Below are 26610 nucleotides of genomic sequence, written 5' to 3'. Positions count from 1 at the left end.
TCACTCCTGTCTTGTTGTTGTGGGGATATGTTCAAATTCCTGAAAGGGACGCATTTGCTCATACATTTCATGGCTTATCGTGATGCCGTCACTCTCCAGCGCCGACCATAGGGCGCCGACGACTGGCTCCGTAGTTAAAGTCACTATAGACGCACCCGGGGCCGCTTCACGCACGGCCTGTTCAATCGGATCGCGGATCCAGCCGCGGTCGCCCCGGGTCAGCAGGCTTCCGGCCAGCACTACATCAAAACCATCGTTCTCCATGCCTAATCTATGGATAACGGCGGCTGCCGCCTTGCCCAGTTCCACGCCCTGACGGTGCAGGATGGCGAGCGCCGCAGCATCGCCTTCGGCAGCCGCCGGGAAGAGCAGGCGGGCGGCATCCAGCGGCACCTGCTTGCTGTGATCGAGGAAATCATTGTACATATCCTCCACCCGTTCATAGCCGAGCAGCTTCAGTAGCGGCTCCGTGAGCAGGGTGGCAGACTCCCGGCCGTCCCAGGCGCGGATGACCGTGCGGAATACCTCGATATTCAGTGCGCCGCCGCCGCCGAAATCGCCGTACATATAATCGAAGCCGCCGCACTGGAAGTGCTGGCCCTGCGGGTTGCGGCCGGCTGCGTTAGTGCCGGTGCCGCAGATCAGGGCAACCCCGTAGGGGCGGTCTGTGCCCGCCCGCAGGCCGATCATTGGGTCGCCGCTGATCGTATATGCAGTAAATCCGATGCCGCGGATCATCGGATGAAGGATCTCATAATCGGTCTTGCGGTCGGCCCCGGCAAGGCCCAGGTACGTATGCCTGATATCCTCCAGCCGGAGTCCGGCTTCAGCCAGAGCGGCCAAGGCTGCTTCGCGGATACTTGCCGCCGCCTGCTGCGCTCCGGTCTGGTGATTACCGTTGCCGCTCCTGCCTTTGCCGAGGATATGGCCGTGTTCATCGCTTAGGAGGGCGTAGGTTTTGCTGCCTCCCCCATCGATCCCCAAGTAGTAAGCCAATGGTCGTCACTCCTAAAGTTTTGATAGCCTAACCTTCTTTGATGTCCACTTCGCAAAACTCGCTTCGGAAGCATATGCTTAGTTTTGATAGCATCTCATCATCAGGATTTCAGCGTAGATTCCCGTACGATCAGCTCCGGATCGATCCGGATGTTCGAGCCGCGCTTCATCTCGCCGCTTAGTCTGCGCAGCAGCATATCGGCTGCCGCCACTCCGATCTTGTCCGCCGGCTGGCGCAGGGTGGTCAGATGCGGCCGGAGCTGGGAAGCAATATAGTGGTCGTCATAGCCGACCACTGCGACTTCGTCAGGCACCCGCACCCCCGCTTCCATCAGGGCGTTGATGACGCCGAGAGCGATATTGTCATCCCCGGCGAACACGGCTGCCGGAAGCTTGCCCGCTTGCAGCCAGCGTCTCGCCGTGCTGTAACCCATCTCGATCTCGAATTCGCCGGAGACGATTTCGAACGGGGTAATCCCCCGGTCCTGCAGTGCCTGCTGGAAGCCGGCGCGCCGTTCCCGCGTGCTGCGGAACATTTCCTGCCCGCAGATATGGGCGATGGAGGTATGCCCCAGCTCCAGCAGGTGGCTGGCCGCGGCATATCCGCCTTTGAAGTTATCAATGGTAATCGAGTAGGTGTCGTTCTCCGGCAGCTGATTGTCAATCAGTACATAGGGGATACCCCGCCGTTTCAGCTCCATGATATAATTGTCTTCTTTCATCGGCGAGAGCAGGATAAGCCCGTCTACACGGTCTTCCTGAATCAGATAGTGATTCTCGTCCGAGCCGATGCCCGTAGAGATGGAGATGGCCAGGAAATAACCATGCAGGGCCAGCGTCTCATTCAGCTCTTTGACCACCGCATCGAAGAAGGAATCCTGAAGTGTCGTTACAATCAGGCCGATGATGCCGGTCTTGCCGCTGGCCAGACTGCGTGCAGCTGCATTAGGGCGGTAATCCAGCTCTTTGATCGCATCGAGCACCTTCTGGCGGTTGTTCTCCCGCACTGACCCGGCACCATTTAATACCCGCGATACGGTGACCACGGACAGCCCTGATTTTTTGGCTACATCAAAAATACTTACTTTCATCTCAAACGCTCCTTGCGGCGGATTTTCCGGTGCTAGTATCTGTCTCCAGTATACAGGGAGCGCCGGAGTTCCGCTAAACGTATAATTGCCGCAGCGGCTGAAGCCGCCTTATCTTTTGATAATCTCCGTTACTTTCTTCTGAATCACCGGCATCACCTCTTCCAGCGTCTTGTGTCCGGTCTCGACAGGCTGCAGCTCATTAATGAACATGTCGTTGATCTGCGAGTAGTTGGTAATCAGATGGTTGTAGGATTCATAACCGTATTTGACTGCGCCCTCGTAGACCTTCTTCACATCCTCCGGATCAATCCCGTCGAAATGCTTGTAATAGACTTCAGCGGCTTCGGTGTTGACCGGCGGATTGCCGCCGCTCAGCTCAATGGACTTCTCCTGGACCTCGGTGGTCATCAGGTATTTGATCCATTCAAAAGCTTCCTTCGGATGCTTCGAATCCTTCAGAATCAGCAGCGGATCGACGAACAGTGTGCTGCGCACCTGCTCATTGCCGCCCCACGGCACTGCGGCTACGCCGATTTTGAACGGAAAATCGTTAGCCCCTGCGAGGTTCCAGGAACCGCCGATCGACATCCCGATCTTGCCTGCAACGAACGGATCGCCGTTCTGTCCGGCTACGCTTTTACTCCACTCGGAAGTGGGGGACACCTTATCCTTGAAGACAAGGTCGAACAGCTTCTGGTAAGCGGCAATGACCTCAGGGGAGTCGAAGTGTGTCTCGGAAGGAACACCGCCGTTGGTCCAGGTATCCTCGGAGTAAGGCTCTGCCCCGAAGTACAGCGGCCGCATATCCCGTTCCGCCCAGGTGAAGTCTACGCCGTATTGCGTTTTGGCGATATCGTCAGAGACGATCGTCATCTTCTTGGCATCCTCAACCATCCGCTCAAAAGTCCAGCTCTTATCTTCATAGTCGCTTGGCGGATAGGAGACACCTGCCGTATCGAACATATCCTTGTTGTAGAGCATCAGGGTGACATACATATTGACCGGTATGCCGTAGGTATGGCCGTTCACCGTGTAGATCTTCATCAGATTCTCCGGGATGTTATAGTCCTCGGCCTTGAACCCGTCTTCCTTAATGAGGTCGGTCAGGTCGAGCAGCATGTCTTTGTTATAATACTCGGCGAAGCCGCCGTATCCGTAGTGGCTCGTAACATCCGGGGAATTGCCGCCGGCAATCAGCGTCTGCAGCTTGCTGTCAAACTGCTCGTAAGGTGCTTTCTCCACCTTAATCTTGATATTCGGATGCTCTTTCTCGAAGTCAGGAATCAGCTTCTCAATGAATGTGCGGTCCTCCGAGTCAATCGTATAGTGGGATATTGTCACCTGTTCACCGGACCCGCCGGAATTCCCTGCTCCGCTGTCCCCTGCTGCGACATTCCCTGCTGATTTGCCGCCGCCGCAGCCCGATATTGCTACCATTGCTGTCAGAACTGTTGTAAGCAGGACGGCCGGCCTCTTGCTCTTCATGATCTTGTTCATTGTCCAATCCCTCCATGATTTCAAGTATTGTGGACCCGGATTACTTAATGCCTGTCAGCACAATGCCCTCCACAAACTGCTTCTGGGCGATAGCGAACAGAGTGACGATCGGAACCATAGCCAGGACCGAGGCGACCATCAGCAGATGCCACGGCGGAATGCGGAAACGTGATGAGGTGAGCGAGGCCATGCCGACCGGAAGCGTGAATTTGTCCGACGAGCTTAAGTAGAGCACAGGGGTCAGCAGATCATTCCAGCTGTAGATAAAAGCAAAGATCGCAACGGTCGCCAGCGCCGGTGCAGACAGCGGAAGCGCGATGGTCCGCCACATCCGCAGCTCGCCGCAGCCGTCAATCCGTCCGGCGTCGAACAATTCCTCGGGCAGTGTAGAGAAGAACTGCCGCAGCAGAAAGATGTTGTACGCCGAGCCGAAGAAGGCGGGCACGATCAGCGGCAGGAAGGTATCGATCCACTGCATTTTGGAGAACAGCACGAACTGCGGAATCATAATGGCCGGATAAGGCAGCATCATCGTGCTCAGCAGCAGGATGAACCAGAAGTTGTTGCCGCGCCCCCGGTATCTGGCGAACCCGTAAGCGACCAGCGCCGAAGAGAGCAGGGTGCCGAAGACGGAGAGGCCGGCGATTATCAGGCTGTTCTTGTACAGTGTGCCGAACTGGAGAGTCTCAAAAATATCGGTATAATTGCTCCAGGCCCAGCTCTCCGGCAGAAAAGTCGGCGGAAACTTCAGCATTTCCCGTTTCGACTTCAGCGAGGTGGAGACCATGAAGAACAGCGGCAGCAGCATGAGGAATGTGGTGATTATCAGTGTGATGAAGCTGGTGATTTTGACAGGATCAGCTCTCCGGCGCAGCCGGGAAGGCGGGCTAAGCGGGCTCGCGGCCTTAACGGTACTCATCGGCGGCTGCCTCCTTCATAGTGGACGTAGCGATTAGACAGCTTCATAATGACGGCCGTGAACAGCATGACGACAATCAGCAGTATCCAGGCAAGGGCTGAAGAGTAGCCAGCACGGTATTCCTTGAAGGCACTGGTATACAGATTGTAGACGTAGAACCAGGTGGAGTAGTTAGGTCCCCCTTGGGTCATGACGAAGGCTTGCGTGAACACCTGGAAGGAGTCGATCAGACCCATAATCAGCTGGAACAGCAGGACGGGTGAGATCATCGGCAGTGTAATATTCATGAAAATGCGGAAGCGTCCTGCCCCGTCCAGGTTAGCGGCTTCAATCAGGCTGGCCGGGACCCCCTGCAAACCGGCGAGGAAAAGGATCATGCCGGAGCCGGCTGTCCAGAAGGACATGATGATCAGGGCGTACAGCGCCGTATCGGGATTCATCAGCCAGGCCGGGCCGTGGATGCCGAACCAGGAGAGCATGTAGTTGAAGAGACCGATCTGCGGGTTGAAAATCCAGTACCAGAGGAGCGACATCGCAACGCCGGAGACCATGCTCGGGAAATACATCGCTGTCCGGAAGAAACCGCGCCACGGAATGGTCTGATGCAGCAGCAGGGCGAACCCGAGACCGAGCAGTAATTGCACCGGCACGCTGATGAAGGTATATCTTAGCGTGACTTTTACGGACCGCCAGAACAGCTCGTTATGGAACATCTCCGTGTAGTTGGCGAGACCGATGAACTTCGGCGGATGAATAATGTCATAATCGGTGAAGCTGTAGTACAGCGACGACAAGATAGGATAGAGGGCGAAGATAAGGAAGCCAACCAGCCATGGGGAAATGAACAGATACATGTAGAACGTCTGCCGCCGGCTCTCACTCTTAATCACGAACACACCAGCCTTTCTTTCTTAAAAGTATAAGCGCTTTAACTTTTAGGATAAATAAAAGTCGAAAATTGCCTTTTTAATAGAAATAAAAAATTAATAAGTATAACCGCTTTAACTTTAAGGTCGCCCTCTTGCACTAATCATAGTGGATGGAACGGGAATAATCAACAGTTATTTCTTTAATAAAGCGCTACCAGTCAATAAATATAACAAGTTAAAGAGATCTGTTGCTGAAAATGCAGAAAATTTCATTGCGATCATGGATATTGTGTTAGATAAAGTTACACATATAAGGGTTTGAAGATTAAAACCGAGACTGTTAGCTCTATATTTCATAAGTCTGCCGGAAGTGATGTGATGTATTCTTCACATGGAAGAATCGATGGTGATTCCGGGAAAGTAAGTGCGCCGGCCGCCCGGCTACAGCAAAAAGCCGCCCGGCATGGCCGGGCGGCTCTCATTCAACTAAGGTATGGGCAGGCGGCTGCTCTGCTTAAGTCCACTGATGATCGCCGGACAGATATTTCTCGGTCAATACGGACAGCAGCTGAATCCCTACTTCATTCTGTCCGCCTTCCGGAATAATCAGGTCAGCATATTTCTTGGACGGCTCGATAAAAGCTTCATGCATCGGCTTAACCGTGGTCAGGTATTGGGTGTGGATCGAACGGATCGTCCGGCCGCGTTCCTCGATATCGCGCAGTACCCGGCGAAGGATACGTACATCGGGGTCGGTATCCACGAATACCTTAATGTTCAGCTGCTCGCGCAGCTTCTCGTCGGAGAGGACATGAAGCCCTTCAAGAATGACGATATTGTTCGGAGCAAGCCGAACGGTCTTCTCGGTAGAGCGGGCATGCACGGTGAAATCATACACTGGGGCAAATGCGGCTTGTCCGGCTTTCAGACAATCTAAATGCTCTATCAGCAGTTCCGTATCAAAGGCCAGCGGGTGATCGTAATTGATCGCACCGCGTTCAGCCATGCTGAGGTAAGAATGGTCTTTATAGTAGTTATCCTGAGATATGAACGTCACTTTGTCAGATCCAAGACGGTCAATAACGGAGCGCGCTACCGTCGTTTTGCCGGAACCGGTCCCGCCGGCGATACCAATAATAAGCATGGTGTTTTTATAAACCTCCCTAAGCGATTGCCTTTGCAATTCCAATATTGTAGCACAGCGGTCAACTTATTTCACCTTGGATCAGGGGAATATCATGTGAACTTTCAAATAAATCGGGTATTTTAGCGAAAAATGATATAATTTCAAGTATTCGTACAGATCGAGCATATTTAAAGGGAGCGGATTAGCGGAATGAATGAGCAGAATGCTTTACTGGAAGCTTATAACGGGACAGAAGTGCAGCTGGCAGGCCATGGGAAAAGAGGGATATCCGTGCTGAAGGAAGCGCTGGCCGGAGTGGAGGATCAGCTCGCTGCCGACTTGTATGGGTCAGGCGCAGTAATAGAGGATTTCCAGGCGGAGATGGCCGGGGTGCTCGGCAAGGAAAGCAGCGTATTCTTCCCCAGCGGCACGATGGCCCAGCAGATCGCCCTGCGGATCTGGAGTGACCGCAAAGGCAGCAGAAGAGTGGCCTATCACCCGCTATGCCACCTGGAGATTCATGAGCAGGACGGGCTGAAGGAGCTGCATCATCTGGAGCCGCTGCTGCTGGCAGATAAAGACCGCCTGATCACACTGGATGATGTGAAGAATATGGGGGCGGGTATTGCTTGTCTGCTGCTTGAGCTTCCCCAGCGGGAAATCGGCGGGCAGCTGCCGGAGTATGCCGAGCTGGAAGCTATTTCGGCCTATTGCCGGGAGCAGGGAATCATTCTTCATCTGGACGGGGCACGGCTGTTCGAAGTGCTGCCATACTACGGCAAGACAGCTGCCGAGGTCTGCGGGTTGTTCGACAGCGTATATATTTCCTTTTACAAAGGCATCGGCGGAATTGCCGGAGCGGTTCTGGCCGGAAGCCGGGAATTCACGGAGGAGTCGAAGATCTGGAAACGGCGCCATGGCGGTGACCTGATCAGTCTCTATCCGTATATTCTGACCGCTAAATATTATTACGGGCAGCGGATCGGCCGGATGGCCGGGTATTATGAGCAGGCCAAGGAGCTGGCTGCCTTATTCAACAGCTGCCATAAGGTGTCTACGCTGCCGGAGGTGCCGGTCTCGAACATGTTCCATGTACATTTCGCGTTATCCAGGGAGCAGCTTGCTCCGGTATTGATTCAGGTGTACAAGGAATCGGGAATCGGGCTGACACCGCGGTTGAAAGAAACAGGAGAAGCTTCATGCTCGTATGAGCTGAACATCGGGGATCTTTACAGCGGAGTGTCCAAGCCTGCGCTGGAAGAAGCCCTCCGGCTACTGGATAAGCTGCTGCAGGAAATCTAAGGCGGGCAAGAAGAAAAAGCAGCTTCCCCTAATAAGGAAGCTGCTTTTTATGTGGAGAGTTATACCTTCCATCTAGCCGGTCTGTCCCGTTACCGGTTCATCAGCGCCCGTACGAAGGAAACGCGGAGCAGCTGTTTTTTCATCAGCTTGGTGCGGAACTGGCGCTTCAGTTGATTGTAGGCCTGAGGAGAGTGGTTGCTCGCCCAGCTGTACATGAACTTGAAGTCGCTGTGGCTTTTGGCGGAGTTCATCAGGTAGTAAGAGATCGTATCATAGACGTTATGGTTGAACCACTCATTCATTTCCGCCTTGCTGTAGCCGAAGCGCTCGATGGCCATATTGCGGATGTTGCGCTTCTCCTCCAGATTCTCGATCAGGAACGACTGGCTGAGATTGAAGGTGATATTGTTGCCGTGAATCCGGTACACGCCCGCCAGCGTATCAATAAACCCGGCATCGCCGATCAGCAGCGCACGCAGGTATATGGAAGCATCGTTGACCATACTCATATTCAGAATATCCATGCTCATCAGTGCCTCGCGCTTGAATATGGCGGTTAAGGTTGATGCCGGCTTGGGATAGTTCTTCCGCTCGAAGTTCATGAAATAGTCGTGTTTGTCTGTGACGGGACTCAGCCCCAGACTGGAGATGGTGAGCTTCTGCGACTGGGAATACTCCAGGAATACGTTTGCGGCGACAAAAGACAGCTCCGGATGCAGCCGGTGAACCTTAACGGCTTTGGTGAAATAGCTGCGGTCAATGAGATAGTCATCATCGTCCAGGAACAGGATGAATTCCCCGTCGCCATGTGCGGCCAGCGCTCTGCGGCGGTTGTTGCCGGGGCCGCTGTTGGTCTCATTCTGCATGAAGATGACGCGCGGCTCTGCTCCGAAGGTGGCATTCATCATCTCCTGCGTACCGTCACTGGAGCAATCGTCAATGACGATAATTTCGGTATGCGGATAATCCTGCCGCAGAATGCTGTTCACTGCCTGCTGCAGGAAATCTTTTCTATTATAAGTGGTAATAATTACACTGACCTTCGGATGGCTTGCGGAACCGGCGCCAAGGTTGAGTGTAGACTCCTGCGTATCAGGCCCGCTGCTGCTGAGTGCGGCAAGCCCCTGCATGAACCCGATTATCTCATCGATTTGAATATTGAATTGAGTGCTGACATAATACTGGAGCGCGTCATCCGAAGCCCGGCCTGCCAGAAAGGCATCAAGGACACCGATGAGCGTCTCCAGATGTTCTTTGATTCCGGCATCACTCTCGCTGCTGCTGATATTCCTGGCCTGGCGGATAAGCTCCTCACGGGTCAGACCCCCGGCGGGCGGATGATGAATATCGTCACTCAGCTGATGCAGCAGATGCAGTCCTGCTTCATGTAAGTCCCCGCGGTGATCCATAATCAGTCCTCCTAAAAGTTTTATGGAGCAATACTTCCAGGCTCACTTCGCAATAAAACTCGCTTCGGAAGCATGGCCTAAGTTTTGTGAGCGTTGCTTCACTGAATATCCTACGAACAAAACAACATCGGAAGCATAGGCTTAGTTTTATGGAGCAATGCATCCTGGTTTACTTCGTAATAAAACTCGCTTCGGAAGCATGGGCTAAGTTTGGTGAAAATCACCAGCTTAATTTAAATAGCAGTTAGATTTTCTCCATTTATGTTCCCGATTGTGAAGATCATTCTAAAATTAGTTGGAAAAACTCCACTTAAAAATGCACATTTCGCGGGAAGCGGGCTGGAGGGCAGCAAGTAAATGCCTTTTTTCCAACTATTCACGTACAGAGTGCGAACAACGGTAAATTAAGCTACGTTTATCCACTTAAAAACTGGGGAGGTGTGCCGGCAGGTTGTATGCGGCTGGAATGGGAATCTGCGCTACCCCATTTCCAGCATTACAGCGTCTGCCCGGCCGCAACCTTCCGCTTAAGCTTAAGCTTCGTTCTGAATTTCTTGGCGTAGCTCCAGGTATAGAGGAAGACCTCGCGTTCCATCAGAGAACCCACCAGGAAATAGATCGGCAGGATAATCACACCCAGCAGCGCGCCCCAGAGGATTACGCCGGTGTAGGAGGTGATGCTCAGATTCAGCTTGGTCGTAATGAACACGATTGCCGCGAAGACGGCGACGTTCGTAAGCCATCTGCGGAAGGTGATCCATGGGCTGCGCTCCAGCAGCACCCGGCTGGCGTAGACCACAATATCGATCGAACGGTAGAGCAGAGCAACAATAGTTCCCATTAGCACACCGTAGATTCCGAAGAAGATTACGAACACAATCGAAGCTCCGAGGTTGATCGCCGACTCCAGAATCGAACGGAATTGTGTGTTGCGGAAATGTCCGGCAATGGTAATCAGGTTGTTCGACGACGTGCGGGCATTGGTCAGCAGCTTGATCACCACGAACAGAATCGGCAGCCAGAAGTTGATATAATTCACATCGTTGACCCCGGCGGTGTACAGCCGCATGAACGGCAGAATCAGAATATAGACCACGGTCAGAATGGAGAAGATCAGGCCCATGAAATAGACCTCATACGCATCATAGAATTTGACAAAAGCCTCTTTGCCCTCATGATAGCTCTGCCCCAGCGCCGATTTGACGCTGCCGTTGACGGTCTGGACGATGTTGTCGACGATGGTGAAGATCATATTGTACATCACGTAGATACTGACAATCTTCAGGTTGGTGAAGATCGTCAGGATCAGCACATCCGTGTTACGGAAGATGAGATAGGAGATCTCATGCACCATGACGGAATTCTTTTGTCCAATGGCGGCAAAATCAGGCGTCATACTGAGATCCATCCATTTGTAATGCCGCTTCGCATAGATATAGAACGCGACAATCTGCAGCAGAGTCAGCACGAAGAACGAGGCCTGGACGGCGATGATGTTCACGCCCTGCAGCAGCAGGATGATACGAACCACGTTGTTCAGAATGTTCGCTACAGTGACGATAGAGGTCTCAATATAGCTTTTACCCTCGGCAATCAGGAGGACCCTGAACTTGCCCTGAAAGTAATAATTGATCGCTCCGCCGAGGCCGGAGAACAGGATAATGGCCACTACGCTGATACTGCTGATCTCTGAATGAATGACCAGCGGATAGATAACCGCCAGCAGCACGACTGAGATGAAATAGTAGATCCCGGTTTTTTTGTAGTAGCTGGAGGTAGCGGCCAGAATGGAGTTGATGTGGCTCCGGTCGTTGCCGGCCACCGGCTTATAGAGTGCCTGCAGCGATGCCGCGCCAACCCCTGCCTCAAGCAGGGCGAAATAACTGATAATCTGCACAATCGAGGCAATCAGTCCGTTCGCTTCCGAGCCGTAGTTAACCATGATCAGGCGGGGGATGAAGAAACCGAGGATAATGGTAATCACCTGGCTGGTAAGCCCGAAGCCCAGGTTCAGCATGCTCCGTTTAGCTTTCATAGCTTCTTCTCCCTTCCAGCAGCGGTTCGGGTGTCAGATAAGCATCCAATTGCTCAAAATGCTTCTCCGCCTGGTTCGCCTGCAGCGTTACATCGAGCGTACCCGCAGCCATGCTCTCATAGACCTGCTCGGGCGTCAGCTCAGCCAAATGGGCGAAGTCCGTATACGCCCCCCCGAAATAAGCATCCTGCATCACGTTGATCATCTTGTTGCTGTAAGCCACGGGAAACACCGGTTTGCCGAACACCCAGCCGAGGATCATCGCATGGAATCTGGAGGCGACAATGCAGCTTGCACCGGACAGCACGGCGAGAATCTCATCCATATCTGTTTTGTAGAGATGGGCGTGGGTGTGGGCCTGAAGCTCCGCAGGAATCAGATTCAGGATCAGACTGATCGCTTCCTGGTCCCCTTCATGCTGACAGAAGGACATGAAATGCACGTCATACCCCTGCTGAATGAAATAGATTGCAACATCTTTCATTTTTTCATAATAGAGGTTGTCAAAACCGTCTAAAGCTTTGGACGAGGGCTTGATCACGGAAATGGCAAGGGTCTTACCCTCCACAGCCGGAGCTCTACCGCCGCTGTATTTCAGCTGAAAAATAATATCCGGCGCAAGCCGCACATTGTCCAGATCCTTAAACAGGTCATAGGAATATTGCTCCCGGAAAGAGACATCGGCATAATTCTGGAAGATTTCCCTATATTGCTGGTAGTAGGCCTCATCCTTGTACGGGCCGAAGTTCGCACCCATCAGGTAGTAGGGCTTGCTTTTATTGCGAAGGGCTTCAGCACCAGCCACATATTCTTCCCACTGTTCACCTTGCATAAAAATAGACCCGCCGATATGCACGGTTCCGTCGCCCTGATCCGTCAGCAGCTTCTGCACGAAGTTCGGATGAAGCTTTAATTTGCGGAAAATATAGTTGATCCCCCGCAGCAGCACGGAGTCCGAGGCATACACCTTGAGATTACGGAGGTCTTTGAAGACGAGCTTATATTGCTGCGGGGCAATCAGCATAAACCGGGTACCGGGGTATCGCTCACATAACACTTTAATGAACAAATCATCGCCCAAATTGAACTCTGTATATGCGTTGATCATCATCGTCTTCTTCATACTTTGATTTCCTTTCTGCCCATCACGGTTTTGAGCTTCTGTTTGAATTGGACCCAGTTTCTGTCGATAACAATCAGCGCTCCGTACAAGGACGGGGAGATTAAGAAGGCTCTGATCTGCAGCGCGAGCTGGCGGTCGTCCCCCTGGTACTCTCGTATGATCGGCCGCATCTCCTGGGGAAGTCCGGGATAACGGGTGTCCATATCCTGAAGCAGGCGCCTGACATCCATTCCCGCAGTGCCGTTCAGACAGGTCTTCAGGTTGTAAAAGTAGTTCTCGGTCAGCTCCCGGTTCAGCAGTAATTCGGATATCTCAGATGTCCCGTCAAAGGGATGGGCTCTGAAATAATCAGCTACCCGCTTGAAAGCATCGACCATGTCGAATTTGTTCACGTTATACGTATTGGAGATGGAGGATGTTCTCTGCAGATAGAAGGACAGCACATCCGGAATGGATATGGCCCGCGAGGCACGTGATAGCGCTTTGTAGATGAATTCCTGATCTTCCCCGTTCACGCAGCGCTCGGTGTAGCGGATGCCGTTCTCCAGCAGAAAGGTCCGTTTGAAGGCGATGCTGCCGGTCCAGATTCTGAGGCTTTTATGCACAAAAATATTCTTCAGCGCTTCGCTCCCCGTAGTGTCGCTTGCCGCTGAAGTGAAGTTTACAATCGTGGACTTGTCTTCGCGGACCAGACTGTAACCCCAGCAGAGAATATCCGGAGCAGCGCTCCAGGTATGTGCTTCAATGCTCTGCACCAGTCCGCTGGCAATATAATCATCCCCGTCCAGGAACAGCACATAGTCGCCGCTGGCTGCTGCAAGCCCGGTGTTTCTGGCGGCGCTCACTCCGGCATTGGCCGTGCGGATCAGCTTGGCTCTCAGGATGGGATGCCGCGCCAGAATCGCTTCGGCCACCTCGTACGTACGGTCCGTAGAGCCGTCGTCGACCATAATCACTTCGAACCGCTTCTCGCTCTGGTCCAGGAGTGAATCCAGCAATGGAGCCACATAACGCTCTAAATTGTACATGGGAACTACAATGCTTACACTCATAACTCCACTCCCTTCCTGAGTTTTGACGGATTACCCGGCGGTCTGGCTGTTGAAGATCTCCTTCAGCCCCTTCTTATAGCCCTTGATAGCGGCGACATTCTTCTTGGGCTGCTCGCGGAGAATGAGGTAGAGCGTCGTCCACATCAGGGCGAGATAGCCGATGGGGCCCGACCGTTTATCCTTGAGCAAATGCACATGATTCAGCACCCGGGTATAGGCGACATCTTCGAGATTGTCCCGGGAGGCCGGAGATTCATGATGCAGCAGCTTGAGCTCAGGATTGATATACAAAGGGCCGGAGCTCCGGGCGATGCGGGACATGAGAATATCTTCACCGACGCTGTAGCTGGTAAGCCAGGGAACGGGCTTCAGGTCCTGAATTGCCGCTTTTTTGAAGGACATGTTGCAGCCATGCTGGAATTCAGTCTTGAAGATCTTCCGGGCTTTATGCCAGTTGTACATGGACCCGGCTTGACCGCTTAAGGAGAGCTTGCCGCTCGACAGGGATTGCTGGAAGGACAGCAGGCAGCGGATGGTTCCGAGGAAGCTGTTCCGCATCCCGATGGCGATACCGCCGACTCCTGCGCAGTTAGGATAATCATCGTAGGTTTGAATCAAGGTAGACAGGTAGTGAGCGGGGATTTCGACGTCATCATCCAGGAAGAGGATTTTGTCCATGGTGGACAGTTCCACTGCCTTGATCCGGGACAGCCATAATCCCCGGTCCGTCTTGCTGAAATAAGTCAAAGGATAACCGCATCCGGTAAGTAAAGCTTCAAATTCAGTAAGTACACGGGCTGGTATTTCGCCGTCATCTATAAGTATGACCTCAATGGGGTATGTCCTGCCTATGTCTTGTTTAGTTATAGAATGAATGCACCGTGTCAGGTCCTGTACCCGGTTCCTCGTGCAGATAGCCACTGACAATCCTTGCATATACTCCACTCCCTTATCCATTTCTCCCATTCTATGTGTAGTGAATTAACTACCTTAAGCTTACTATTGGCAGTAAAAGGTTGTATATACTACTTTAGTTTACTTATTGGACGGCCTGCCGCCGCAAGCGTAGGATATGGATTATAATTTGACACAAAAAGCCGCATCCACCGTTAGGCGGCTGCGGCCGATATGTTTTGGGGTCCCCGGAAAGTACCTGAATCATCATCGAAGATAAGGCCCCACTTTGTGGGGTTATTTTGTTCTTCGAGAAACGGTGGAGCAACAACCGGTTAGTTGAACGTAATCGTAAGCGAGCTTGTAGACTGGCCGCCCGGCGGCAGGGAGATGGCTCCCGCTTTATCACGGATGTCCCCGGTGAAGTCTTCACTGTCTGCTACACCATGCCAGGGCTCAATGCACAGGAACGGTGCGTTCTTCGGCTGCCAGATCCCGAGATCAGGGAAGTTATGGTAAGCTACGCTTACGCTTTTGGCAGACAGCTTGCTCTTCAGCGCTACAGACTGCGAGCTTACATTCTTGAAGACGAGTGCGTCATGCTCAAACATCTCATGGTTTAGCGGCAGAATGTTCTCTTCTTGCAAGAGCGGATCGGTCTGGCCGTTAATCAACTGGCCGGTGGAATTCAGGAACAGGCGGTCTAACGTTTCCTTTTGCTCAAATTCAAGATAATAATCCGCGAAGCTGCCCTCTCCGGCAATCGGGCAATTGAATGCAGGGTGGGTGCCGAGCTGGAAGATAATTTCCTGTTCATCTGAATTCTCCACACGGTAGCTGATCTCAAGGGTGCTTCCGCTCAGGATATAGGTGAGGAACAGGTTGAATTTGTACGGGTAGACCGCCAACGTGCTCTCACTATGCGAGAGCCGGAAGATCGCCTGGGTATCGCTTGCCTCCTGCAGCGTGAATTCACTGCGTCTGGCGAAGCCGTGATTGGCAATCTTATAAGCTTGCCCGTCCGCTTTGATCTCGCCTTGGATGGCTGCGCCGATAATCGGGAACAGCACTGGTGAACGGCCTGTCCAATAGGCGGCATCCCCGCTCCACATATATTCAGTCTCCGTATCTGTTCTTCTGAAGCTGATCAGCTCGGCTCCGAGTGAACTGATCACAGCTTCGGCTGTGCCGCTGCGCAAAAGGGTATTCATATGCTTAGCTCCTCTCAGATTATGCTTCCTACCAGCTCATATTCTATCAGACTTCCCCAATCGCGTTATAACATAACGTGAACAAAACCAAAAAATATTATTACAGTCTGTAAAATGAAAATAATACGGAATGGTATAACATATATAGAAAGCAATAATTCTATATAAAACGAACTAAACTTGCGAATGGGTGAGAGTGACGGAGGGCTACCGCAGTCGCGAACAACACCCAAATCGGGGACTTCAAGTTCGTTTCATATAAATGAGCGTTCGAAACGGAGGAATAGGGCCATGCAGCTGCAGCAGATATTCGTGAACGGTGAGAGATTGAAGAATACGATCGAGTCATTCGCCGATTTCGGGCGGACGGACAACAACGGGGTCACCCGGTTATCGCTGTCGGAGCAGGATGTGCGGGTGCGAGGCTATTTCACTTCCTGCGCAGAAGAGCTGGGAATGGCCGTGAAAGTCGATGATATGGGAAATATGTACGCTACGCTTGCGGGCAGTGAAGAAGGTCCGCCCATAGTGATCGGATCGCATCTGGATACTGTCAAGAAAGGCGGCAGATTCGATGGGGTGCTCGGTGTAATCGCGGGTTTGGAAGTGGTAAGAACCCTGGTTGACCATGGTATTAAGCCGCGCTTGCCAATAACAGTGATGAATTTCACCAACGAGGAAGGTGCCCGCTTCGAGCCGTCGATGATGGCTTCGGGTGTCTTGGCGGGCAAGTTCGACAAGGCGGAGATGCTGAAGAAGAAGGACCCGGAGGGTACGACCTTCGGTGAAGCGCTGCAGGCCAGCGGCTATGCGGGCGATGCGGAGAACCGGATCAAGGAAGCGACGGCTTATCTGGAGCTGCATATCGAGCAGGGACCTGTGCTGGAGAAAGAAAATCTTAAGATCGGCCTGGTCGACTGTGTTGTCGGGATGGCCTGTTATGAGATTGAAGTGACAGGCGAATCGGACCATGCGGGCACCACGCCGATGGATATGCGTAGGGATGCGCTTTTTGCCGCTACAGATATAATTACGGAGCTGCGGCGGAAGCTGGCTGTACTGGACTCCGAGCTGGTCTATACCATGGGGAGAATGAACGTGCTGCCTAATATTCATACCGTTATTCCGAACAAGGTGATCTTCACCGTGGAAGCCCGACATAAGGATATGGATATTGTCCGTGAAGTAGAGGCGATTATTAACGGTCTGCCTGAGGAACTGCTGGAGTGTAGTGTGTCGAAGACGAAGCTGTGGGGACGCGATACCGTATGGTTCGATACGGAGGTCTGTGCCCTGGTTGAGCAAGCTACCCGGAAACTGGGCTATAGCAGCCGGAAGATGGCCAGCGGAGCAGGGCATGATGCCCAGTTCGTGGCCGGATTCCTGCCGTCGACGATGATTTTTGTACCCAGTGTGAAGGGGAAAAGCCACTGCGAGGAAGAGCTCACTTCTTATGATGAGTGCGAGATGGGCGTGAATGTGGTGCTGGAAACGGTGCTGGCGGTGTTGGCGAGTTCGTGACGGATGGCTTGCAGGCTGGGCGAATTGCATAGATTGATGTCAAAGACTTTAAGACACTTAACCGGTGTCTTTTTTCTTTATATAGGAAATTATTGGTACCCGCTGAAACCCTCTAATTCCGCTGAAAGTGGGCGGTACGGGGATGAGCCGAATGTACACGAAAAACCGAGTACATTGTGCCAACGATAGGGTAGACGGGCCGAATGTATGCGAAAAACCGAGTACAATGTGCCAACGATAGGCTAGACGAACCAAATGTACATGAAAAACCGAGTACAATGTGCCAACGATAGGCTAGACGAACCAAATGTACATGAAAAACCGAGTACATTTGCCACTCCGGTGCAGGGAGAGAGTATGTGCAATGCCGCGACAACGCTGCAGTTTGATATAATATGAAAGCGTAATCATCACTCGCAATAACCCGGATTGGAATATCAGGCGAAATCAATCCCGATTTCTTAGCATCCGTATGCAATTCCTGTGATGGACAGGCGTTAATCAATATATCGATATCGCAGCAAGAATGGGAGATAGTCAAGGCTGGCGTACGGCGTTAAGTTGGAGGAGCAGGAGGCAGCTTCGGCAGGACAGCAAAACCGCAAGACAGGCGCCTCCGGCGATGGCCTTTCTATTAAGAACACATGGGGGAGATGTGAAGGGATGAAGAGATCTTGGAGACAACGGATGATGCTCGGCACCAGCTTGCTGCTGGCTATAGGCGGACTGGCAGGCTGCTCGGGCGGGAACGGGAACGGGAATGCCGGAGGAGCGACAGCGGATGAGCCTACCCCAATTTCGATCTGGGCGTCACTGAATACGAATGTGTCAATTACGCTGAAGAACATGAGTGAGATTACGGCGATTCAGGAGTGGGAGAAGAAGACCAACATTAAGACGGAATTCCAGCATCCCGCCGTCGGTGCGGAGACGGAGCAGTTCAATGTCATGCTGGCTTCGAATGAGCTGCCGGATGTGATGTTCGTCTACGGGGATTATTCCAAGCTGTACACGGACGGCACGATCATTAAGCTGAACGACCTGATTGACCAGTACGCGCCCAACCTGAAGAAGATTCTGGACGAGAATCCCGAGGTCGCGAAACAATTGAAAGCGGATAACGGAGACATCTACGCGATTCCCCATCTGCGGCTGGGCAAATATAAGACGTTCGGAGGCACATTCATCCGCCAGGACTGGCTGGACGAATTGAATCTCCAGCAGCCGGAGACGCTCGCTGAATGGGAGACGGTATTGAAGGCGTTCAAGGAAAAGAAAGGGGTCACCGCTCCGCTCCTGTTCGGTGCACCGCCTAAGCTGACTACGATGGGCCCGGCGGCCCCAACCTTCCTCGAAGCCTACGGGATCACGAATACGATCTTCCTGAAGGACGGTAAGGTAGCCTACGGGCCGACAGAGCCGGAATTCAAAGAATTCCTGACCACGTTCCACCGCTGGTATCAGGAGGGCCTGATTGATCCTGACTTCGCCACGAATGATCAGAAAACCTATGATGCCAAGATTCTGGGCGGTCAGGCCGGCGCCTTCTTTGCCTTCATTGGCGGCGGCATTGGACGTTATCTGCCTGCACTGCAGGAGAAGGAGCCGGAGGCCAACCTTACCGCTGTGCAGTACCCTGTAGTGAACAAGGGGGATGAGCCGATGTTCACCGGCCGGTCCTGGGAGTGGAGCGGTGCCGGCGCGACGATTACCAAGAGCAACAAGAACCCGGAGGAAACCGTGAAGGCGCTGGACTACTTCTTCAGTGAAGAAGGCCATATGCTGAAGAACTTCGGCGTAGAGGGTGTAACGTACACGATGAAGGACGGATATCCGACCTACACGGATGAGATTCTGAAGAATCCGGACGGGTTGTCGGTGGTTCAGGCGATGGCGAAGCATTTCATTGCCAATTATCCGTTTGTCGGTGAGGATGATGACCGGTACAACGAGCAGTATTACCAGTATCAGCAGCAGAAGGACGCGGTTGCGCTCTTTTCCAAATACAGCGATAACACACTCAAGGTCGGTCTTCCCCCGGTCAGCCTGACTACAGAGGAGTCCACGGAGTACAGCAAAATCATGAGCGATATTAGTACTTACCGTGATGAGATGTTCATCAAATTCGTCATCGGTGCGGAACCGATAGAGAACTTCGGCAAGTTCACCGCCCAGATTGACAAGTTCAATGTGAAGCGGGCGATTGAAATTCAGCAGGCAGCCTTAGACCGCTATAACGCCAGATAAGACAGAGGAGCTGTCCGCGGGGCGGTGAATGAGAATTTTACCCCCGCGGACCTGCAATGAAGAAGAGGAAAGGAGGGAGACTATGCCGCAGAAGTTATCTCTGGTATGGATGAATTATAAAAAGAACAAAGCGATCTACTGGATGGCACTCCCGGTTGTATTGTATTTTCTGGTATTTAAGTATTTGCCGATGTATGGTGCGGTGATCGCTTTTAAGGAATATACCGTCGGCAAAGGAATTTGGGGCAGTGATTGGGTGGGGCTGCAGCATTTCCGCGATTTTTTCCAGAGTTATTATTTCTGGCGGATTCTCAAAAACACGCTGGTCTTAAGCTTCTATCAGCTGCTGTTCGGATTCCCGGCTCCGATCCTGCTTGCGCTGCTGCTCAATGAGCTCAGGCATGAAATGTTCAAGCGCACGGTGCAGACCGTCTCTTATATTCCCCACTTTATCTCGATTGTGGTCATTTGCGGAATGGTGGTCGATTTCTCGTCCCGCGACGGGCTGTTTAATTCCATAATTGTTTTCTTTGGCGGGCAGAGCAGCGCACTGCTGAGTGATCCGGGTAATTTCCGTACGATCTATACTGCATCTTCGGTCTGGCAGGAGCTGGGGTTCTCGACGATTATCTATCTGGCTGCGCTAAGCGGTATTAATCCTGAACTCTATGACGCCTCTAAGGTTGACGGGGCCAGCCGGATGCGCCAGGTATGGCATATCACCCTGCCGGGTATTATTCCGATGATTGTTATTCTCCTGATTCTGCGTGTGGGCGGACTGATGGAGATCGGCTTCGAGAAGGTCATTCTGCTCTATAATCCGAATATCTACGATACAGCGGATGTCATATCAACCTTTGTCTACCGCAAAGGGATCAGTGAGAGTGCAGAGTTTAGCTATACCACTGCCGTCGGTCTGTTCCAGTCGGTGGTCAACTTCATTCTGCTCATTGGCGCCAACCGGCTGTCCAAAGCGGTATCTGACAACAAGCTGTTCTAGTGCCGCTTCACCAGGAAGACAAAGTGAGGGATTCCCATGAAAATTAAAAGAACCATAGGAGAACGGCTGTTTGACAGTGCCAATACGCTGATCATGCTCCTTCTCATCATTATCACCCTGTATCCGCTGTGGCATGTGCTGAATGCATCGTTAAGCGACTCTAACCGGCTGATGGCCCATAGCGGGCTGCTGCTTCTTCCGGACGGGTTCAATCTGGACAGCTACAAGCTGGTGCTGAGCAATCCGAGCATTCTCTCCGGCTACAGGAATACGGTTGTGATCGTGGTGCTGGGTACGGCGCTCAATCTGCTGTTCACCATTCTGGGTGCATATACCCTGTCCCGCAAAAGCTTCATGCTCCGCAATCCGATCATGCTGGCCATTGTGTTCACCATGTTCTTCAACGGCGGGATTATTCCCACCTATCTGCTGATTAACAATACGCTGCACATGGGGAACAACCTGATGGCGCTGATTGTACCGGGACTGGTCAGCAGCTATAATCTGATCATTATGCGTACGGCCTTCCAGGAGATTTCCGAGAGTCTGCTGGAATCAGCGAGAATTGATGGTGCGGGAGAGGTGCGAATTCTCTGGCGGATTGTGGTACCCTTATCCATGCCGGTAATTGCAGTTATGATTCTATTCTATGGAGTGTCCCACTGGAACTCCTGGTTCAGCGCCATTCTGTATATCCGCGACCGTAATCTGTACCCGCTTCAGCTGATATTGCGGGAAATTCTAATCCAGAACAGCACGGATTCAATGACTACCGCAGCGGCGATGGGGGATAAGGAAGCGATCGGAGAAAGTGTGAAATACGCAACGGTAATGGTGGCTACGCTGCCTATTCTCTTTATCTATCCATTTTTACAGAAGTATTTTGTGAAAGGCGTCATGATTGGCGCGATCAAGGAATAACCCGGGGCCCTATCCGGATTGCACCATCATCATGAACAAGAGGAGGAGAGCCATGAAGAAGAAAAGCATCCTGCTGTCCTGGAGCCTCTCTTATCTGGTCATCCTGCTCATTCCGGTCACCATCGGTGCGGCCGTATTTGCGGAGTCCCGCAGTCTGCTGGAGGAGGAGGTCAGCCGCTCCAACAGGGTCCTGCTGTCCCAGGTACAGGAGACGATCGACAGCCAGATTGGAGATATCAGCAGCATCAGCAGCCAGCTGATGGCCGATTCCCAGCTGAGCAGCTTCATTAATCACGCGTCCGAACAGGATGCCAGGTGGCGGCTGATGGGACTGGAGCTGATTAAGAACCTCAAATCGATCCGGATCGGGAATGGATTGATTCGTGAATTGTACATCTACGTGAAATCAGCAGATGTGGCACTGTCCTCCTCATCGCTTGTCTCCAAGAACCTGTTGTATGAGATTTATTATGAGGGAACCGGGGTGAGCGAGCAGGAGTGGACCCGGCTGATGCAGGATTCGGACGAGAGCCTATTCCGCAAAATGAAGGTCTTCAGCGAGGACCGCCGCATTGAGGAGACGCTGGTCTACCTGCAGCCTTTTCCGATCCAGCTGTCCGGTAACAGTCCGGCCACCTTTGTGGTTACCCTGGACCCGGATCGGTTTCAGCAGGCCATCAACAATGTGCGTCTGGAGCAAGAGAGCATCGTGTTCATACTCGACCGGGACGGGCGTACCTTATTCTCTACCGGGACAGTTGAAACCCCTTACACGATACACAGCTATTTGCTGCAGAATAAGAATAGCGGAAGACGGACGGGAACAGCAGACTGGAACGGGGAATCGGTGACGGTCTCCCAGATCTCCTCTAACGTGCAGGACTGGCAATATGTCTCTATCGTTCCCACGCGCATTTATGCCAAGAAGCTGATGGTGATCCGCAACATCACATTCACCGGCGTGGCAGCTGTCCTGCTGCTGGGCGGTGTGGCTGCCTGGTGGTTCACCCGGCGTAATTACCGCCCGCTTGGCCGGATTATGAGTATTATTTCCGATAAAGTCAAAGGGAAGCTGGAGCAGCCGGATGATGAATTCGGTATTCTGCAAACGGTGTTGACCCGGGCCTGGGAAGAGCAGGATCAGTTCGCCAGCAGGCTGAAGGAGCAGCAAATGACGGTGCGCAGCAGCTTCCTGGCAAGGCTGCTGAAAGGGCGGGTGCAGCCGGGAGCAGGGTTTACTGCGGAGCTGGACCGCCTTGGCATCTGTTTTGAAAGCGACTCCTTTGCTGTATTGCTGGTGCACATCGAGAATTATGAAGGGCTTTTCCGTACCCGGGCACCTGAGGACAAGGAGAAGAAGCGCCAGTTCGTCCACCTGATTCTGTCCAATGTGCTGGAGGAACTGATGGGCTCGGCCGGTCCCGTCTATTCCGCTGAAATGGACGGGCGGATCGCCTTCCTGGTCAATATCCGGGGGGATGCAGGGGAGGCCGTCCCGCAGCTGATCCACGCCGCCGGGGAGGCGCAGCATTTCATCCATTCACGCTTCCTCATCTATTTCTCGGTCGGAGTCAGCAGCGTCCACAAGTCCATTGCTGAGATTTCGGCCTGCTTCCAGGAGTCAGAGGAGGCGCTGGAGTACCGGCTGATTCTTGGCATCGGCCAGATTATTGACCAGTACAGGATCCGGCAGCCCAAGGAAGAGCTCTATTATCCGCTTGATCTGGAGCGTCAGCTTGTCAATTATATCGCTACAGGTAATTATGCCCGCTCTACTGAGGTCATGAACGAAATTCTGATGACCAATTTTGCCGGGGAGCCCTTGTCTGTAGAGCTGGCCCGCTGCCTGATGTTCGAGCTGATCGGCACCATGCTGAAGGCAACGGAGCAGCTCAAAACCGATGACCTGAAGGAGCCGGCCGGGCGCAATGAACTGGTCCGCCAGCTGTTTGCCTGTGAGACCTTTGAGGAGATTGAGGCCGGACTGCTGCAGATTCTGGAGACGGTCTGCCAAATGGTGCATGAACGCAAGCGTTCCCATAATACCGAGCTGAAGGATCAGCTCCTGGAATTCATTCATGAGAATTACGCTGATGTTAATTTGGGGCTGACCCATATATCCGAACGGTTCCGGTTCCATCCTACGTATGTCTCCAAGTATTTCAAGGAGCAGACCGGCACCAATGTTATAGACTATATCAACCAGTACCGGATAGAAGAGGCCAAGAAAATCCTGCAGCAGGATGAATTGACCGTGCAGGAGGTATCCGAGCTGGTCGGCTTCCTGAACAGCAATTCCTTCATCCGTGTATTCAAGAAATACGAAGGGATCACTCCCGGCCAGTACAAGCAGAACAGCAGGCTGATCCAGCAGGGCAATCTATGAAGAGGAGCAATGTCTGATATGTGGCAAAAAGCGATTGAAGACGCACTTGGCGTAACCAAACGAAACATCCTGAGATTCGGGGACCGGTTCCCCCATGTGAGTACCGATGGAGAGCATTACACGCTGAATGACAATACGGAGTGGACAGCGGGCTTCTGGTCCGGCATTCTCTGGCTGTGCTCTGAATACAGTGAGGACCCGGTCTACCGCGAACAGGCGCTAAGAACCGTCCGTAGCTTCCGGCACCGCATGGACCATAGGATCATTTTTGATCATCATGATATAGGCTTCCTCTATTCCCTGTCCTCCAAAGCCCAGTGGATCATTGAGCAGGATACCGGGGCGGCGCAGCTGACGCTGGAGGCGGCGGATATGCTGATGAAGCGCTGGCGCGAAGCGGCCGGCTTAATTCAGGCCTGGGGGCCGGAGGGCGATTCCGTTAATGGCGGCCGGATTATTATCGACTGTCTGCTCAATCTGCCGCTGCTGCTCTGGGCGCATGAGCATACAGGCGTGGCCTCTTACCGGCGGGTGGCTGAGCTGCATGCCCGCAAAGCCCGCCGCTTCCTGGTGCGCGGCGATGGCTCAAGCTATCACACCTTCTACTTCGACCCGGCTACCGGAGACGCGATCCGCGGTGGAACGCATCAGGGCTATGGTGACGGCTCGACCTGGACGCGCGGGCAGGCGTGGGGCATCTACGGCTTCGCCTTAATCAGCCGTTATCTGCAGAGCGCGGAAATGCTGGAAACGGCGAAGCAGCTGGGCCGTTATTTCGTGTCACAGCTGCCGGAGGATGGGGTGGCGTATTGGGATTTCGATGCTCCTGTGGGACCGGACACGAAGCGGGACAGCTCGGCATCGGCGATTGCCGCCTGCGGACTGCTGGAGATTGCCGCTCAGCTGGGCGAAGCAGACCCGGAATACCGCTTCTTCCGGGAAGCGGCGGAGGCAGCAGTGAGAGCACTGGCGGAGCACTATTCCACCCATGGCAGCGGGGAAGCGGAAGGCCTGCTGAAGCATGGCTCGTATTCAGTCAGGGCCGGAGATTCGCCGGATGATTACACGATCTGGGGCGATTATTATTATCTGGAGGCGCTAATGCGGCTGGAGCGGGACATTCCGGGGTACTGGTATGAGCGGTCCTGACAAATCCCGTCTATGCGGGATGGCGTTCCGGTCATAGAGCCGATTACCACACCGGAGGGATGTAATGAGAGACCGCATAGGATTGACGGCTGGGTGGCTGTGAAGGCACCGTACAGTCCGTGACATGAACAACACTTCCGGAAACCCGTTACCCGCCCTAACTCCCGGCATACTGCAGCTTGTCCGGATTGCGGACAATATATAAATTCCGGATCAGATTGTCCCGGGTATGCAGAAGGCCTATCGTATGAACACCTTCGTCCGAGCGGAGGATCAGGCCGGGCTGTCCGTTAATCAGGCCGGTTTCAATAGTCACCTCGCCGTTAATTGTAGCTGCCCCGCGCAAGGGCCCCAGCAGGAAGCGGGCTACAAGCTCGCGGGTGACTACCGGTTCGGCAGCAGCGCGTACTTTGCCTCCGCCGTCGGAGATCAGTTCGACTGCCGGATCAAGCATCGTCAGAATCTGGTTCATGTTGCCCTGCTTCAGGGCGGCCAGGAACCCGTGCACCCATTCCTCTGTAGCCGCCTCCGGCTGGACAGGCTCCCCGGGGATAAGGCCCATCTTGGCACTGGCCCGGCTGAAGAGCTTGCGGCAGTTCGGTTCGCTTTTGTCAACCAGTCCGGCAATCTCCTGATATTCAAAGCCCAGCGCTTCACGAAGTACAAATACGGCCCGCTCGGCAGGGGTCAGCCGCTCCAGCAGGACAAGCATGGCATAGGATAAGAGATCATCCTGAACTACGGAGTCCATGGAATCCCCGTCTGTACCGGCAAGAGGCTCGGGCAGCCATTCGCCGAAATATTCCTCCCGCTGTCTGCGCGCAGATTTGTGCAGATCCCGGCAGCGGTTCGTGACCATTTTACACAGATAGGCTTTCGGTTCGGCCAGCCGCTCCGGCGGCACATCATACACCTTCAGGAATACGTCCTGAACCGCATCCTCGGCATCGGCGGCTGATCCGGTTAACTGGTAGGCAAGTTTAAACAATAGGTTCTTATACTGGGCATACAGCTCCTGCATAACGCCACTTCCAATCCTTATATATAGTCAATCTAACTCCGCTATAATGTAGACAAAATAAAGAGGAGATGTGTGACAGGAGAGAGCGGGGATGCGTGAAGGTGCCTATTATTCATGGCAGGTACGTCTGAAAACTGGACCGGACAAAAAATCTGCTGCTGCATTGTCACAGAACGAATAGCTGTCTCGTTATATGTCCGAAGGGCGGAACAAGGCCGGAAAACGCCAGGCGGAAGACAATGTCTGGACCGGACCTTAACTACAACAACCAGCCCAATAGGAGGAGTATAGTTATGGCACAACGTGTGAATTATATGCAGCAGTCCCCGGAGCTTTTCAAGAAGTTTCTCGATTTCAGCATGGCCTTGAAGAACAGCTCTATTGAGGAGAAAATTGAAGATCTGGTGTCCATCCGGGCTTCACAGATGAACGGCTGCGGCTTCTGCCTGGACATGCATGTGAAGCAGGCCAAGATTAACGGCGAGAGTGAACTGCGTCTCTATCACATCTCTATCTGGCGGGAATCAACACTGTTCTCTCCGCGTGAACGGGCTGCACTCGCCTGGACGGAGGTACTGACCAAGCTGCCGGAGCACGGCGTGCCTGATGAGCTGTATGACCGTGTCCGTGGACAGCTGTCCGAGCAGGAAATCTCCGATCTGTCCTTCTCCATCATGGCGATCAACGCCTGGAACCGGGTGAACGTAGGCTTTACCACCGTACCGGGTTCATCTGATGCGGCATATGGCTTGACCAAAGCAGGGTTGTCGTAACTGAAGAAAAACTTAAAAGGAGCTATGCCACCGTACGATCTGTGGCATAGCTCCTTTATTTATAGGCG

At 53.1% G+C, this 26610-nt stretch carries 21 protein-coding genes; 8 read left to right on the top strand and 13 right to left on the bottom strand.

Features of this window, described 5'->3' with window-relative positions; genetic code table 11:
• From NSU14_RS31145 to udk, 6 genes are all read right to left on the bottom strand, one after another.
• Entirely contained in the window at positions 1–996 is a 996-nt protein-coding gene (locus NSU14_RS31145) for an N-acetylglucosamine kinase (RefSeq protein WP_042132820.1), read from the bottom strand.
• Between the two features lie 101 nt (positions 997–1097).
• Positions 1098–2087 (bottom strand): LacI family DNA-binding transcriptional regulator, encoded by a 990-nt coding sequence (locus tag NSU14_RS31140; RefSeq protein WP_076243454.1) that lies wholly within the window; start codon positions 2085–2087, stop codon positions 1098–1100.
• A gap of 108 nt (positions 2088–2195) precedes the next feature.
• The gene (locus NSU14_RS31135) at positions 2196–3584 is read right to left on the bottom strand and encodes an ABC transporter substrate-binding protein (protein ID WP_340948407.1); all 1389 of its coding nucleotides are present in this window, start codon (positions 3582–3584) and stop codon (positions 2196–2198) included.
• A 40-nt stretch (positions 3585–3624) separates the two neighbouring features.
• Entirely contained in the window at positions 3625–4503 is an 879-nt protein-coding gene (locus NSU14_RS31130) for a carbohydrate ABC transporter permease (RefSeq protein ID WP_340948406.1), read from the bottom strand.
• The gene (locus NSU14_RS31125; RefSeq protein ID WP_042140641.1) at positions 4500–5357 is read right to left on the bottom strand and encodes a carbohydrate ABC transporter permease; all 858 of its coding nucleotides are present in this window, start codon (positions 5355–5357) and stop codon (positions 4500–4502) included. Before NSU14_RS31125 ends, NSU14_RS31130 begins: the two co-directional genes overlap by 4 nt.
• Positions 5358–5886: 529 nt before the next feature.
• The gene (gene udk / locus NSU14_RS31120; protein ID WP_039296931.1) at positions 5887–6516 is read right to left on the bottom strand and encodes a uridine kinase; all 630 of its coding nucleotides are present in this window, start codon (positions 6514–6516) and stop codon (positions 5887–5889) included.
• 192 nt (positions 6517–6708) lie between these two features.
• Between udk and NSU14_RS31115 the strand changes: the two genes are divergently transcribed.
• Entirely contained in the window at positions 6709–7800 is a 1092-nt protein-coding gene (locus tag NSU14_RS31115; protein WP_340948405.1) for a threonine aldolase family protein, read from the top strand.
• An 89-nt stretch (positions 7801–7889) separates the two neighbouring features.
• On the opposite strand, the gene NSU14_RS31110 is transcribed toward NSU14_RS31115, so the two are convergent.
• The 6 genes from NSU14_RS31110 to NSU14_RS31085 all read right to left on the bottom strand — a co-directional run bounded on the left by NSU14_RS31110 (position 7890) and on the right by NSU14_RS31085 (position 15524).
• Positions 7890–9209 (bottom strand): glycosyltransferase family 2 protein, encoded by a 1320-nt coding sequence (locus tag NSU14_RS31110; protein WP_340948404.1) that lies wholly within the window; start codon positions 9207–9209, stop codon positions 7890–7892.
• Between the two features lie 496 nt (positions 9210–9705).
• Positions 9706–11244 (bottom strand): lipopolysaccharide biosynthesis protein, encoded by a 1539-nt coding sequence (locus NSU14_RS31105; RefSeq protein ID WP_042132823.1) that lies wholly within the window; start codon positions 11242–11244, stop codon positions 9706–9708.
• Entirely contained in the window at positions 11234–12367 is a 1134-nt protein-coding gene (locus NSU14_RS31100) for a polysaccharide pyruvyl transferase family protein (RefSeq protein ID WP_336102171.1), read from the bottom strand. Before NSU14_RS31100 ends, NSU14_RS31105 begins: the two co-directional genes overlap by 11 nt.
• Positions 12364–13419 carry a glycosyltransferase family 2 protein gene (locus tag NSU14_RS31095; RefSeq protein ID WP_076243459.1) on the bottom strand — a complete coding sequence of 352 codons (1056 nt, stop codon included), beginning with the start codon at positions 13417–13419 and terminating at the stop codon, positions 12364–12366. The genes NSU14_RS31100 and NSU14_RS31095 overlap by 4 nt, the downstream gene beginning before the upstream one ends.
• Positions 13420–13449: 30 nt before the next feature.
• A complete protein-coding gene (locus NSU14_RS31090) occupies positions 13450–14355 on the bottom strand; it encodes a glycosyltransferase family A protein (protein WP_039296997.1) in 906 nt (301 codons plus the stop codon).
• Between the two features lie 293 nt (positions 14356–14648).
• Positions 14649–15524: an aldose 1-epimerase family protein gene (locus NSU14_RS31085; RefSeq protein ID WP_340948401.1), complete on the bottom strand. Its 876-nt coding sequence runs from the start codon at positions 15522–15524 to the stop codon at positions 14649–14651.
• A gap of 291 nt (positions 15525–15815) precedes the next feature.
• Between NSU14_RS31085 and NSU14_RS31080 the strand changes: the two genes are divergently transcribed.
• The 6 genes from NSU14_RS31080 to NSU14_RS31055 all read left to right on the top strand — a co-directional run bounded on the left by NSU14_RS31080 (position 15816) and on the right by NSU14_RS31055 (position 24748).
• Positions 15816–17045: a Zn-dependent hydrolase gene (locus NSU14_RS31080; RefSeq protein WP_340948399.1), complete on the top strand. Its 1230-nt coding sequence runs from the start codon at positions 15816–15818 to the stop codon at positions 17043–17045.
• A gap of 663 nt (positions 17046–17708) precedes the next feature.
• Positions 17709–19292, top strand: a complete 1584-nt coding sequence (locus NSU14_RS31075; protein ID WP_340948398.1) for an extracellular solute-binding protein — start codon at positions 17709–17711, stop codon at positions 19290–19292.
• 82 nt (positions 19293–19374) lie between these two features.
• Positions 19375–20292, top strand: coding sequence for an ABC transporter permease (locus NSU14_RS31070; protein WP_042132828.1), 918 nt, complete (start codon positions 19375–19377; stop codon positions 20290–20292).
• A gap of 36 nt (positions 20293–20328) precedes the next feature.
• On the top strand, positions 20329–21213 hold the full coding sequence (locus NSU14_RS31065; protein ID WP_042132829.1) for a carbohydrate ABC transporter permease: 885 nt from the start codon (positions 20329–20331) through the stop codon (positions 21211–21213).
• Positions 21214–21265: 52 nt separating this feature from the next.
• The gene (locus NSU14_RS31060) at positions 21266–23599 is read left to right on the top strand and encodes a helix-turn-helix domain-containing protein (protein WP_340948396.1); all 2334 of its coding nucleotides are present in this window, start codon (positions 21266–21268) and stop codon (positions 23597–23599) included.
• An 18-nt stretch (positions 23600–23617) separates the two neighbouring features.
• Positions 23618–24748 (top strand): glycoside hydrolase family 88 protein, encoded by a 1131-nt coding sequence (locus NSU14_RS31055; protein ID WP_076243465.1) that lies wholly within the window; start codon positions 23618–23620, stop codon positions 24746–24748.
• Between the two features lie 157 nt (positions 24749–24905).
• Here the strand turns inward: NSU14_RS31055 and sigJ are convergent, their stop codons facing one another.
• Positions 24906–25769 carry an RNA polymerase sigma factor SigJ gene (sigJ, locus tag NSU14_RS31050; RefSeq protein WP_340948395.1) on the bottom strand — a complete coding sequence of 288 codons (864 nt, stop codon included), beginning with the start codon at positions 25767–25769 and terminating at the stop codon, positions 24906–24908.
• A gap of 293 nt (positions 25770–26062) precedes the next feature.
• Here sigJ and NSU14_RS31045 point away from each other — a divergent pair, with 293 nt between their 5' ends.
• Positions 26063–26542 (top strand): carboxymuconolactone decarboxylase family protein, encoded by a 480-nt coding sequence (locus tag NSU14_RS31045; RefSeq protein ID WP_042132833.1) that lies wholly within the window; start codon positions 26063–26065, stop codon positions 26540–26542.
• Positions 26543–26610 lie beyond the last annotated feature (68 nt).

The sequence above is a fragment of the Paenibacillus sp. FSL R10-2771 genome (assembly GCF_038000205.1).
Taxonomy (GTDB): Bacteria; Bacillota; Bacilli; order Paenibacillales; family Paenibacillaceae; genus Paenibacillus_AQ; species Paenibacillus_AQ phytohabitans.
This window is presented reverse-complemented; position numbering and strand designations above follow the sequence as displayed.

Bases quoted from the DNA above. Each gene is read 5' to 3' on its own strand.
- NSU14_RS31140 (WP_076243454.1), bottom strand. From the start codon at position 2,087: ATGAAAGTAAGTATTTTTGATGTAGCCAAAAAATCAGGGCTGTCCGTG.
- NSU14_RS31135 (WP_340948407.1), bottom strand. From the start codon at position 3,584: ATGAACAAGATCATGAAGAGCAAGAGGCCGGCCGTCCTGCTTACAACA.
- NSU14_RS31130 (WP_340948406.1), bottom strand. From the start codon at position 4,503: ATGAGTACCGTTAAGGCCGCGAGCCCGCTTAGCCCGCCTTCCCGGCTG.
- NSU14_RS31125 (WP_042140641.1), bottom strand. From the start codon at position 5,357: ATGTATCTGTTCATTTCCCCATGGCTGGTTGGCTTCCTTATCTTCGCC.
- udk (WP_039296931.1), bottom strand. From the start codon at position 6,516: ATGCTTATTATTGGTATCGCCGGCGGGACCGGTTCCGGCAAAACGACG.
- NSU14_RS31115 (WP_340948405.1), top strand. From the start codon at position 6,709: ATGAATGAGCAGAATGCTTTACTGGAAGCTTATAACGGGACAGAAGTG.
- NSU14_RS31110 (WP_340948404.1), bottom strand. From the start codon at position 9,209: ATGGATCACCGCGGGGACTTACATGAAGCAGGACTGCATCTGCTGCAT.
- NSU14_RS31105 (WP_042132823.1), bottom strand. From the start codon at position 11,244: ATGAAAGCTAAACGGAGCATGCTGAACCTGGGCTTCGGGCTTACCAGC.
- NSU14_RS31100 (WP_336102171.1), bottom strand. From the start codon at position 12,367: ATGAAGAAGACGATGATGATCAACGCATATACAGAGTTCAATTTGGGC.
- NSU14_RS31095 (WP_076243459.1), bottom strand. From the start codon at position 13,419: ATGAGTGTAAGCATTGTAGTTCCCATGTACAATTTAGAGCGTTATGTG.
- NSU14_RS31090 (WP_039296997.1), bottom strand. From the start codon at position 14,355: ATGCAAGGATTGTCAGTGGCTATCTGCACGAGGAACCGGGTACAGGAC.
- NSU14_RS31085 (WP_340948401.1), bottom strand. From the start codon at position 15,524: ATGAATACCCTTTTGCGCAGCGGCACAGCCGAAGCTGTGATCAGTTCA.
- NSU14_RS31080 (WP_340948399.1), top strand. From the start codon at position 15,816: ATGCAGCTGCAGCAGATATTCGTGAACGGTGAGAGATTGAAGAATACG.
- NSU14_RS31075 (WP_340948398.1), top strand. From the start codon at position 17,709: ATGAAGAGATCTTGGAGACAACGGATGATGCTCGGCACCAGCTTGCTG.
- NSU14_RS31070 (WP_042132828.1), top strand. From the start codon at position 19,375: ATGCCGCAGAAGTTATCTCTGGTATGGATGAATTATAAAAAGAACAAA.
- NSU14_RS31065 (WP_042132829.1), top strand. From the start codon at position 20,329: ATGAAAATTAAAAGAACCATAGGAGAACGGCTGTTTGACAGTGCCAAT.
- NSU14_RS31060 (WP_340948396.1), top strand. From the start codon at position 21,266: ATGAAGAAGAAAAGCATCCTGCTGTCCTGGAGCCTCTCTTATCTGGTC.
- NSU14_RS31055 (WP_076243465.1), top strand. From the start codon at position 23,618: ATGTGGCAAAAAGCGATTGAAGACGCACTTGGCGTAACCAAACGAAAC.
- sigJ (WP_340948395.1), bottom strand. From the start codon at position 25,769: ATGCAGGAGCTGTATGCCCAGTATAAGAACCTATTGTTTAAACTTGCC.
- NSU14_RS31045 (WP_042132833.1), top strand. From the start codon at position 26,063: ATGGCACAACGTGTGAATTATATGCAGCAGTCCCCGGAGCTTTTCAAG.